9 protein-coding genes and 1 pseudogene are annotated in these 11,460 nt (G+C 58.3%); 7 read left to right on the top strand and 3 right to left on the bottom strand.

Annotated features, from left to right (window positions below; genetic code table 11):
• Both QVO51_RS04805 and QVO51_RS04800 read right to left on the bottom strand, forming a co-directional pair.
• A pseudogene (locus tag QVO51_RS04805) lies at nt 1–353 on the bottom strand (chloride channel protein); the annotation flags it as partial.
• A 16-nt stretch (nt 354–369) separates the two neighbouring features.
• On the bottom strand, nt 370–1,128 hold the full coding sequence (locus QVO51_RS04800) for a rhomboid family intramembrane serine protease (protein WP_022357444.1): 759 nt from the start codon (nt 1,126–1,128) through the stop codon (nt 370–372).
• A 175-nt stretch (nt 1,129–1,303) separates the two neighbouring features.
• On the opposite strand from QVO51_RS04800, the gene QVO51_RS04795 reads away from it, so the two are divergent.
• Nucleotides 1,304–4,342, top strand: coding sequence for a YfhO family protein (locus QVO51_RS04795; protein WP_022357443.1), 3,039 nt, complete (start codon nt 1,304–1,306; stop codon nt 4,340–4,342).
• 48 nt (nt 4,343–4,390) lie between these two features.
• On the opposite strand, the gene QVO51_RS04790 is transcribed toward QVO51_RS04795, so the two are convergent.
• Nucleotides 4,391–5,008 carry a nuclease-related domain-containing protein gene (locus QVO51_RS04790; protein ID WP_015557525.1) on the bottom strand — a complete coding sequence of 206 codons (618 nt, stop codon included), beginning with the start codon at nt 5,006–5,008 and terminating at the stop codon, nt 4,391–4,393.
• Between the two features lie 236 nt (nt 5,009–5,244).
• Here QVO51_RS04790 and QVO51_RS04785 point away from each other — a divergent pair, with 236 nt between their 5' ends.
• From QVO51_RS04785 to QVO51_RS04760, 6 genes are all read left to right on the top strand, one after another.
• Nucleotides 5,245–6,606 (top strand): citrate synthase, encoded by a 1,362-nt coding sequence (locus tag QVO51_RS04785; RefSeq protein WP_022357442.1) that lies wholly within the window; start codon nt 5,245–5,247, stop codon nt 6,604–6,606.
• Between the two features lie 15 nt (nt 6,607–6,621).
• Nucleotides 6,622–7,923 (top strand): hypothetical protein, encoded by a 1,302-nt coding sequence (locus tag QVO51_RS04780; RefSeq protein WP_022357441.1) that lies wholly within the window; start codon nt 6,622–6,624, stop codon nt 7,921–7,923.
• A 29-nt stretch (nt 7,924–7,952) separates the two neighbouring features.
• Nucleotides 7,953–8,651 carry a response regulator transcription factor gene (locus tag QVO51_RS04775; protein ID WP_022357440.1) on the top strand — a complete coding sequence of 233 codons (699 nt, stop codon included), beginning with the start codon at nt 7,953–7,955 and terminating at the stop codon, nt 8,649–8,651.
• 23 nt (nt 8,652–8,674) lie between these two features.
• Nucleotides 8,675–10,093 carry a sensor histidine kinase gene (locus QVO51_RS04770; RefSeq protein WP_022357439.1) on the top strand — a complete coding sequence of 473 codons (1,419 nt, stop codon included), beginning with the start codon at nt 8,675–8,677 and terminating at the stop codon, nt 10,091–10,093.
• 11 nt (nt 10,094–10,104) lie between these two features.
• The gene (locus tag QVO51_RS04765; protein ID WP_022357438.1) at nt 10,105–11,067 is read left to right on the top strand and encodes a DUF1385 domain-containing protein; all 963 of its coding nucleotides are present in this window, start codon (nt 10,105–10,107) and stop codon (nt 11,065–11,067) included.
• Nucleotides 11,061–11,460 (top strand): N5-glutamine methyltransferase family protein (locus tag QVO51_RS04760; protein WP_369677898.1); only part of this gene is annotated, 400 nt, incomplete at its 3' end. The genes QVO51_RS04765 and QVO51_RS04760, both read left to right, overlap by 7 nt.

Raw genomic sequence — 11,460 nt, 5'->3', positions numbered from 1 at the left:
CTGGAGCCGCCGCATAAATGGGTCAGCACGGAGGCGGTGAAGATGCAGATCATATTCCGCAGATCCATTTTCCCGTGCTCCCGGACTGCCAGCAGCACCAGATTGGTACCCTTGTCCGTGTAGATGCCAAACAGGTGGTACAATCCCACGATCAGCACCCCTGCCACAGGCAGCAGATACAGCAGCCAGCTATGTACCTGCCGCAGTGCGGTCACGGAATCCACCGCCCAGGAGAAGCCGGTGCCCACCAGACCGACCACGCCGCCCATGGCAAGCCCCAGCAGCGCCCATTTACAGAAGCACCGGGCGGAAAACAGACTGTGACTCAGCCAGGTGCGGTTTTGTGTTTCCATTGTTTGATACGACCTTTCACTTTGATGACAGCGCCCGGTGCAGCAGATAGCCCAGCCCGAACAGAAGCCCCGGCAGGAAGCCGCCCGCATGGCACCAGCCGGACACCCCCGGAGAAAACAGGCTTTCCGCCGCCCCTACCAATGCCAGGGGGATCAGATACTCGTACAGAAAGCGCCCCATCATTGCCCGGTCTGCGATGCCGACGGAAAGCAAAAACCCCATGACTCCGTACAAAGCGCCGCTTGCCCCGATGCAGGTACCTACCCCGTCAAATGCCAGAAAGGCAAAGCCGCCGCCCAGCATCCCCAGCAGATAGACCATGCAGAACCGGAGCCTGCCGTACTGGTTTTCCAGCCTTGTGCCCAATATCAGCAAAGACAGCAGATTTCCTGCCAGGTGCATCCATCTCCGGTGGGTAAAGCCGTAGGTCACGAATCGCCAGTATTCCCCGGCACGGATGGATCCGACACGAAGCCCCAGGGCAGCAGGCAGCTTGGGGTACTGCTGTACTGCAAGGAACACGCCAAGACACACCAGGGCGATGCCCCAGGAGATCCAGGGACGGGAGGGGGATTCCTGTAAGGAGGGGTCCGGCTCTGCATGGGCCGGACCGGGCGTCAGCACCCACATGCCCGCCCCCAGCACCAGCAGCAATGCCCCGGTCAGCATCAGCAGAAACCCGAATACGCCCTCCGGCTGCCAGCGTAACAGCCCGTACATCAGCAGTCCGCCCAGACCAACCATACCCAGGCCGATCAGTTGTTTTCTCTGCAAAGCCACTCCTCCTTTTGTACATATAAACTTAGTATAGCATACTTTTGCTCCCACCGCAAGAAACCAGCGGAAAATTCACCGGAAGGGTTGAAAAAAGCACTGGCATCGTGTATAATAGAAAAGTATATGGAAATTCGGGTGCAGTATGCGCCCATAACAAAGAAGGAGGATCATCATGTCATCCAAACCATCCAAGGCAAAGCGCAAGCAGATGGCTGCCAAGCAGCATGCGCCCCAGGCAGAGCCAAAGGCAGTGACCGCTCCGGAGGCTGACCTGGCAGCACAGGCAGAGCCAAAGGCGGAAGCCCAGGCACAGGCTGCGCCCCAGCCGGAGCAGACCCAGGGGGACAAGCCCATGAAGGCTGCTCCCAAGACCCAGGTCAAGCTGCCCCCTCTGGGCAAGATCAGGTTCTTTGAGCGGCTCCAGTGCTGGTGCGCCCGGAATTATATCTACATCCTGGCGTTCTTCATTCCCGTGGCACTGACCTATCTGGCATATGCCCTGTTCGGCATGTATCCCTTTGGCCCGGAATCGGTTCTGTGCCTGGATCTGAACGGACAGTATGTGTACTACTTTGAAGCCATCCGGGATGCGTTCTGGGGGGACGGCAGTATTTTCTACAACTGGTCCCGGAACCTGTCCGGTGAGTTCTTCGGTATCATCGGCTACTATCTGGCAAGTCCCTTTACTCTGATTGTCATTCTCCTGCCCCGCACCATGATCCTGGGCAGTCTGCTCATCATGCAGCTTTGCAAGCTGGGCACCGCAGCGGTCACCTTCTGCTACTTCCTGCAAAAATCCCGGAAGCTGAAGCCTCTGCACGCCCTGCTGTTCTCCATGATGTACGCCATGATGGCGTATGCCATCACCCAGCTGATCGACCCCATGTGGCTGGACGGTCTGGTGTTCCTGCCCCTGATCTGCCTGGGCGTGGAGTATCTGATCGACGACGGCAGAAAGATCAACTACATCATCCCACTGGCGCTGATGTGCTTTGCAAACTTCTACATCGGCTTCATGATCTGCATCTTCACCGCCCTGTACTTCGCCTACTACCTGTTTGTCGGCTCCGACAAGCTCAAGCATTTCCGCATGAAGAGCAAGGATCTGAAGGCATACGGCTACAGCATCCTGCGGATGTTCCTGTGCACGGTGGTGGCTCTGATGATGGCGGCGGTACTGATTCTGCCGATATACAACGCACTGGCGCTTGGTAAATTCAATTTTACCGCCAACCCGGATTACTCCTTCAAGCTCCAGTTTACCCCCATTGACTTCTTTGCCCAGATCGCCTCTGTGGCACAGTACAATTCCGTCAACGTCCAGGGTATGCCGGAGATCTACTGCGGTCTGATCACCGCCCTGCTGCTGCCCCTGTTCTTCCTGAACAGCAAGATCCCCCTGCGCAAGAAGATCGGCATGGGCCTGTTGGCAGCGGCACTGTTCACCAGCATGTACATCCGTCCCGTGGATATGATGTGGCACGGCGGACAGATGCCCAACTGGCTGCCCTTCCGGTACTCCTTCATTTTCTCCTTCGTGATCCTCACCATGGCTGCCATGGCGTTCAAGGAGCTGAAGGAAACCAAGCCCGCCGCCATTTACGGCAGCTTCTTTGTGTGGTTCATGTTCCTGATGCTGGTGCTGTACGAGAAGAACAAGCATGGGGAATTTGATTATCTGGATACCAAGGGCGCCATCTGGGTATCCGTGGGTCTGTTTGGGGCTTACACCATCCTGCTGTTCATCCAGCAGAAAAAGAACAGCAAAAAGGTGCTGCCCATCCTCATGATGCTGCTGATCGGCGGCGAGCTGACTTACAATGCCCTGGATACCATGAAATCCACCGACAAGGAAGTGGCATACTCCGAGCGCCGCACCTATATTTCCTACATCCAGAGCGGCAGGGAGATCACCGACCGGCTCTACGACTACGACAAATCCTTCTACCGGGCAGACAAGACCTACCACCGGATGGTGAACGATGACCTGGCGTTCGGGCTGCGGGGCATCACCCACTCCAGCTCCGTTATGAACACCCGGATCATCAAGTTCATCGAGGCAATGGGCTACACCTGCCACAGCTACTACACCAAGTACAACGGGTCCACTCCCATTTCCGACAGTCTGCTGGGCATCAAGTATGTGCTGGATCAGTCCGACAACGTGAACGAAGGCTACCATGAGGTATTCAGCCAGATGTGCAAGAAGCAGGATCAGAAGGAACAGCTGGTGACGGTTTACGAAAACCCCAACGCCATGTCCATCGGCTACATGGTCAGCAACACCGCCCGCCGGATCACCGGTCTTGGCAACGACAACCCCTTCAACAGCCAGAACGTGATGATGAGCACCATTTGCGGCAGCACCACCTTCGATCCCACCACCGGTGCCATCACCGGAAACACCGAATACTTCTACCCCATTCCCCAGGAGGGGGAGCCAATCCTCAACAATCTGACCGCCCGTCCCTACGGTGTGCAGACCTGCTACGATGTCAGCGGCGAGGGGGATCACACCATCGACATGAAGTTCAAGGCGCTGTCCGATGATCCCATCTACTTCTTCTTCAAGACCGAGAATCAGCGGCAGGTGAACCTGTGGTACAGTCCCTTCTGGAACAAGGAGGGCGAGTTCCTGGACGGAGAATTCCTCACCTATTACTTTGAAGGGGACGATTACCGGATCGTCAGTCTTGGCTCTCTGCCGGCAGGACAGGAGTTCACCATCCGGATGACCGTCACCAAGGAATACACCATCTTCCAGAACGCATTCTTCTACCACTTCAACCAGGCAAAGTTTGAGGAGGACATTGCAAAGCTCAAGCAGCAGCAGTGGGAGATCACCGACCACAGCGAGCGCTGGTTCAAGGGTACCATCACCGCCCAGGAGGGTCAGGTGATGATGACCTCCATCCCCTACGAGGAGGGCTGGACTGTAAAGGTGGACGGCAAGAAGGTGGAACCCATCGTGCTGTTCAACGCCATGATCGGCGTACAGCTTTCCCCCGGTACCCACGAGGTGGAAATGAGCTTCCTGCCCAACGGCTTTACCCAGGGTCTTGTGCTGATGCTCCTTGGCATCGCCGCATGCGTAGGGCTGGGGCTGTACGACCACAAGCACAACAAGGCGCTGCTGGCAGCGGTTGCAGCCCGTCGGCAGGCACAGGCGGAATACATCACCAAGCGCCGTGCAAAGCGCAAGACAAAGTAATGTAAGGCATCAAAAAACGGATCCGGAATATTCCGGATCCGTTTTCTGTTACCGCTTTTTCCGATGGGGCTTCCAGTCGTGCCACAGCTGCCGCAGGGGATTGCGCACCTGCACCGCCCGGAGAGCGGCGTATGCCTGCTTCCAGGGCTGACGGGCATCCGGCAGTCTGCACAGGGTATCCTGGAGCCGGGACAGGGGGATCCCTGCCTGGGTATGCAGCACCGCCCGGGGATTGGAGAACACCACCAGTCCCTGCACCGGGATCCGTTCCAGCCCCGCCTTCCGCAGATGATGCCGCACATTGTCCACATGGGTCTTGTTTTGCAGTTGGGGATTGTATAGCTGGTGGGTCTTGCTTCCCATCACCTGCCGCAGTTGACTGCCGTTGCCGGAGATCTCGCCGCCCACATGCTTGGTTTCCACCACCAGCACCCCGAAGCTGCCGAACAGCAGGTGGTCGATCTCGCAGGTGCCCGCATACAGGGGCAGGTACACGTTGCTGCACACCTTTCCCCCATGCTTCCGGGCAAACCGGCGTAGCTGTGCCGCCACCATCCGTTCTCCCACCCTGCCCCGGTGCTTGGCGCACCGGTTGCCCATCCAGAGCAGCAGGAACAAGCCCACAAGCCCTGCGGCGATCCACGCCGCCATCTGTAATCCGGGCATACGCCCACCCCTTTCCGTATCCTTTGCTGCTTCCTATTATACGCTTTGGACATACCCCTTGTCAAACCCCGGTTTCATCGGCATTTCATGGAATGACCCATTGACAAGCAATCCGGGCTATAGTATAATAAAATATAAGTGTAGGCTAGCGTATAGAACCCGCAGACGCCTATGAATGCGAGTCCGGCGGACAGGCTGTCCCTGTGCGTACCGCCGGTACAGAAAGGCGGAATCCCATGAACCAGCAGAACGAAAATATGATGAATCTCAAGCCCCTGTGTGACAAGCTGATCGCCGGCTCCCGGATTGATCCCCAGTTGTACGAGAAATTCCACGTGAAGCGTGGTCTGCGCCGCAGCGACGGCACCGGTGTCATTGCCGGGATCACCAAGATCTGCAACGTACACGGCTATGTGGTCAACGAAGGGGAAATCGACCCCATTCCCGGCGAGCTGATCTACCGGGGCTATCAGATCAATGACCTGGTGTCCCATGCGGAGCAGGAGGGGCGCTTCGGCTTTGAGGAAACCGTATACCTGCTGCTGCTGGGGGATCTGCCCAACCGGCAGGAGCTGGACGCCTTTACCCGGCATCTGTCCGCCTGCCGGCCCCTGCCGGAGAATTTCGTGGTGGACATGATCCTCAAGGCGCCCTCCAACAACATCATGAACAAGATGGCACGTTCCGTGCTGGCGCTGTATTCCTACGATGCGGAGTGCGAAACCAAGAGCATTGAAAACGAGCTGCGCACCGCCATCAGCCTGGTGGCAAAGCTGCCGGTAATCATGGCATCCGCATACCAGGTCAAGCGCAGCCACTTTGACGGAGAGAGCATGATCATGCATCCCCTGCGACCGGAGGAAAACACCGCCCAGACTGTGCTGTCCCTGCTGCGGAACGACCGGCAGTATACGGATGCGGAAGCCCATCTGCTGGATACGCTCATGACCCTGCATGCAGAGCACGGCGGCGGCAACAACTCCACCTTTACCTGCCGGGTACTGACCTCCTCCGGCACGGACGCCTACTCCGCCTATGCGGCAGCCATCGGGGCGCTGAAGGGCCCCCGGCACGGCGGTGCCAACATCAAGGTGATGCAGATGCTGGATTCCTTCAAGGAAAACGTGAAGAACTGGGAGGACGAGGGGCAGGTGGCCGACCATATGCGGAAGATCCTGCGGAAGGAAGCCGGGGACGGCTCCGGTCTGATCTACGGTATGGGGCATGCGGTATACACCCTGTCCGACCCCAGAGAGGTGATCCTCAAGCGCAAGGCAATGGAGCTTGCCCACGGCAAGGATATCGAGGCGGAGTTCCGGCTGCTGGACACCATTGAGCGGCTGACCCCGGAGATCTTCCGTGATTTCAAGGCCAGTGACAAAGCCATCTGCGCCAACGTGGACATGTACTCCGGATTGGTGTACAAAATGCTGGGGATCCCGGCAGATCTGTACACGCCCATGTTCGCCATTTCCCGGATCGCCGGATGGGCAGCCCATCGGATGGAGGAGACCATCACCGGCAAGCGGATCATCCGCCCCGCATACAAGGCCATCGCCAAGGAGCGTGCCTATGTGCCGCTGGACGATCGGGACTAAACCGGAGGGAAGCCCATGAAAGCACGGCTGCTTGCAGCCTGCACGGCGGCGGTGACGCTGCTGTCCGGCTGCACCTTCAGCACCAGCATTGACGGACTGCTGTCCCCCCCGAAGCTCAGCGTGGAGCAGGAGCAGATCTATGAAGCACTTCGCCGGGCGGCAGGCAGCAACATCAGTCTGAAATATCCCAAGACCGGGGACTACCTGTCCGCTTTTATCGTCAGCGATATTGACGGAGACGGAGAGGATGAGGCTCTGGTATTTTACGAAAAAAACCTGCTGCAAAGCGAGGAGAACGCCCTGCGGCTCAATGTGCTGGATCAGATCAACGGCAGTTGGCGATCGGTGTATGATCTGGCGGCAGGGGGCGCCGAGGTGGAAAAGGTCATGATCTCCCGGCTGGGCAGCAACAGCCGCACCAACATCATCGTGGGCTACAGCATGGTGAACCGGGGGGAACGGGTGCTCAGCGTATACGACTACCGGGACGGGGCGCTGACGGAGACTCTGAACAGCAGCTACTCCCTGGCGGATGTATGCGACCTGGATCAGAACGGGGAAAACGAGCTGCTGATCGTCTGTGGGCAGACCGTGTCCCAGTCCGCCCGTGCCGTCACCTATGTGCTTGCCCGGGACGGCAGCTATTACGAATCCCGGACAGCACTGAACGAGGGCTTTACGGACTTTGCAAATCTTCTGTACGGAAATACGGCGGATGGGATCCCCTGTGTGTGGCTGGACGGCATGACCGGCTCCTCCACCATTCAGACCCAGGCGCTGACCATGCAGGAGGGGGTGCTCACCCTGGTATACACCGATGGGGACTCCGGCATCCGTACCAGCCGGCAAAGCGGGTATCTGACCTGTGACCTGGACGGGGACGGCATTGCGGAGATCCCGGTAAACACCCTGTTCCCCGGATATACGGACACCACGGAAAGCGAGCAGATCCGGATGACCAGCTGGTACGAGTGCCGGGGCGGCAGCCTGATGCGCAAATGCTCCGGCTACTACAGCCCGGATCAGCAGTTCTCCTTTGTCCTGCCCCGGCGGTGGGAACGGAAGGTGACGGTCAAGCAGGACGCTCTGGCGGAGGAGCTGGTGTTTTACAAGCTGGGCAGGAGCCTGGAGGACAGTACCCTGCCTCTGCTGCGGCTGTGCATCACCGACAGCGCCGACACCCTTCAGGATCGGCTGGACAACAGCTATATCCTGCTTTGCTCCAAAAACGGACTCCGATACCTGGCGCAGGTGCCGGAAACGACGGATCCCCTGGGACTTACCGTCAGTGAAGCAATCCTGCTGTTTCACGCCTAATCACAATGCAGAAAGGAAGGAACCGGAACTTGAAACGAATTCTTGTATGCGAGGACGAGGATGTGATCCGTGATTTCGTGGTCATCAACCTCAAGCGTGCCGGCTACGATGTAACCGACGTAAACTGCGGCGAAGAAGCCCTGAAAACCTTTGACGCAGAGCATGGAAACTTCGATATTGTGCTGCTGGACATTATGATGCCCGGCATCGACGGATTCACCGTCTGCAAGAAGCTGCGGGAGCGCAGCTCCACCCTGGGGATCATTATGCTCACCGCCAAGGCGCAGGAAATGGACAAGGTCAGCGGTCTGATGATCGGGGCGGACGATTACATCACCAAGCCCTTTTCCCCCTCGGAGCTGACCGCCCGGGTGGACGCCATTTACCGGCGGGTGTGCATGAGCTTCATCAAGAACGAAAACAACCCGGTGATCGAATCCGGCCCCTTCCTGCTGAACCTCAAGAGCCGCACCGTGTCCAAAAACGGCAAGCCGGTGGATCTGACCCAGGTGGAATACCAGATCCTGGAGTATTTTATGAACAACAAGAACACCGCCCTGGATCGCTCCAGCATTCTCAGCCACATCTGGGGGGACAGCTACTTCGGAGACGACAAGATCGTGGACGTGAACATCCGGCGGATCCGCATGAAGATCGAGGATGAGCCCTCCAACCCCCAGTACATCATCACCATCTGGGGCTACGGCTACAAGTGGAATGACGCCTGAGGGCGCTGCCGGGGGAATGTAACATGGCAAGGCAAACCATCACCAAGCGATGGATCCTGAACAATCTGTGCGTGGTGCTGCTGGTGCTGCTGACGGTGGAGCTGGGGTTCATTTACGCCATCCAGAATTACTACTACGGCGGCGCACAGCAGTACCTGCTGTCGAAAATGAATGCGGTATCCGGCGTTCTGAGCCGGTATGCGGAGGACAGCCCCGCCAGCTTTTCCGCAGAGATCCGGAATACCCTGGAGAACTTCAGCGACAAGGACAAGATCGAGCTGATGGCCATTGACGTCCGGGGGCATGTGGTTCTGACCTCCTCCGGCTTCTCTCCGGACGAACGGGTCAGCATGCCGGACTATGATATGGCGATGGAGGGGGATCGGAACGCCTACAGCTACACGGTAGGCAGGCTCCGCAGCGGGGAGCATGTGATGGCGGTGACCTATCCCATTGAGGATCTGTCCGACGAGTACACCGCTGTGCGGATGGTCATCTCCCTGACGGAGATCGACGCCAACATCCTCACCTTTTCCGTTGCCATGACCCTGCTGTGCATCGGGGTGTTCCTGCTGCTTGCTCTGTCCGGCATGTACTTTATCCGCTCCATCGTGTTCCCCATCCGGCAGATCAGCGCCACGGCGGAAAAATTCGCAAAGGGGGATTTCTCCGTGCGGATCGCCGCCTCCAGCAAGGACGAGATCGGGGATCTCTGTACCGCCATCAACCATATGGCGGACGAGCTTTCCGCCACGGAGACCATGAAAAACGAGTTCATTTCCTCCGTATCCCACGAGCTGCGGACGCCGCTGACCGCCATCAAGGGCTGGGCGGAGACCCTGAACGCCGGAGGGGATATGGAAACCATGCACAAGGGCATCCGGGTCATCACCAACGAAACCGAGCGGCTTTCCCGGATGGTGGAGGAGCTTCTGGACTTTTCCCGGATGCAGAGCGGCCATTTCACCATGCAGATGGACAAAATGGACGTGCTGGCGGAGCTGGGAGAGGCGGTGCTCATCTACACGGAGCGTGCAAGACGGGAGCATATCGAAATTCTCTACAATGAGCCGGAGTTTCTGCCCATCGTATACGGGGACAAGAACCGGATCCGGCAGGTGTTTATCAATATCATCGACAATGCCATCAAATACTCCAACCCGGGGGGCAAGGTACAGATCACCGCCACCCAGAAGGACGAGGGGAAAACGGTGTGCATTGTGGTGGAGGATCAGGGGGTAGGCATCAAAGCCTCGGATCTTCCCAAGATCAAAACCAAATTCTACAAAGCCAACCACAGCCGCCGGGGATCCGGCATCGGGCTTGGAGTGGCGGACGAAATCATCCGGCAGCATGGGGGCAGGCTGGAGATCGCCAGTGCGGAGGGCGTGGGCACCACGGTGACCATTGACATTCCCGCCGCCGGGCATGGGAAAGCGTAAAAGGAGCAGCTATGGCAGAGGAAACAAAGGCGCAGAAGGCGCTGCACAAAAGCAAGATCGGCGGACAGGCGCTGATCGAAGGCGTGATGATGAAAGGCCCCCTGAAGGGAGCTATGGCGTGCCGCCTGCCGGACGGCACCATTGACGTAGAAATCTGGGAGGAGAAAAACGGCAAGAATCCCCCCTGGTACCGGCGTGTGCCCCTGGTGCGGGGATGTGTCAACTTTGTGCTGTCCATGAAGGACGGGTACCGGTGTCTGATGAAATCCGCCGAAAAGCAGGTGGAGGACGACGACGAGGAGGAGGAGCTGAACCGGTTTGAGCAATGGCTGACGGATCACCTGGGAGAGAAATTCATGAAGGCTCTGATGGTGGTCAGCGCATTGATCAGCACGGTGTTCGCCTTCCTGCTGTTTCTGTACCTGCCCAAGTGGGTGGTGGGACTGATCGATCCTCTGACCGACAACCACATTGTCCGGAGCATTGCGGAGGGCATTGTGAAAATTGCGGTATTTGTAGGATATATGGCGGTAACCTCCTGCATGAAGGACATCCGGCGTACATACGAATACCACGGAGCGGAGCATAAGACCATTGCCTGCTATGAGGCGCATCTGCCCCTGACGGTGGAGCATGTGAAAAAAATGACCCGGTTCCACCCCCGCTGCGGCACCAGCTTTATCTTTATCGTGCTGATCGTGGGGATCTTTGCGGCATGCTTCATTCCCGCCCGGTTCGTGGTGTGGCAGCGTGTGCTGTGCAGTCTGGGGATGCTGCCCCTGGTGGTGGGTATTTCCTACGAGTTCATCCGGCTTGCCGGCAGATACACCAATCCCTTTACCAAGATCCTGTCCGCACCGGGGCTGCAATTGCAGCGGATCACCACCCGGGAGCCGGATGACAAGCAGATTGAAGTTGCCATCGCCGCCATCACTCCCTGCATCCCCCAGGATCTGGCGGACGATCAGTGGTAAGCCGCCGGGAAGCCCGGTTGGCGCTCCGGCAGCAGCTCCGGGAGGGTGGACTGGAAAGCCCGGATTTTGAGGCGGCGTGCCTGCTGGAGCATGTGCTGGGGGCATCCTGTCGGCTCATGACCCGGCAGCAGCTGGAGGAGCCTTTGACCGGGGAACAGACTGCCGCTTTGCATGCTCTGACCCGGCGGCGACTAGCGGGCGAGCCCTTGCAGTATCTGCTGGGGGAGTGGGAATTTTACGGGCTGCCCTTCCGGGTGGGGCCCGGCGTGCTGATTCCCCGGCAGGACACGGAGACCCTGGTGGAATGTGCGCTCCGGGCGGCAGAGGGCATATCCGCCCCGAAAATCCTGGATCTTTGCGCCGGCAGCGGCTGCATCGGCATTGCCCTTGCCC

This window comes from Ruminococcus sp. CAG:379 (assembly GCF_000434255.1).
Taxonomy (GTDB): domain Bacteria; phylum Bacillota; class Clostridia; order Oscillospirales; family Ruminococcaceae; genus Ruminococcus_F; species Ruminococcus_F champanellensis.
This window is presented reverse-complemented; position numbering and strand designations above follow the sequence as displayed.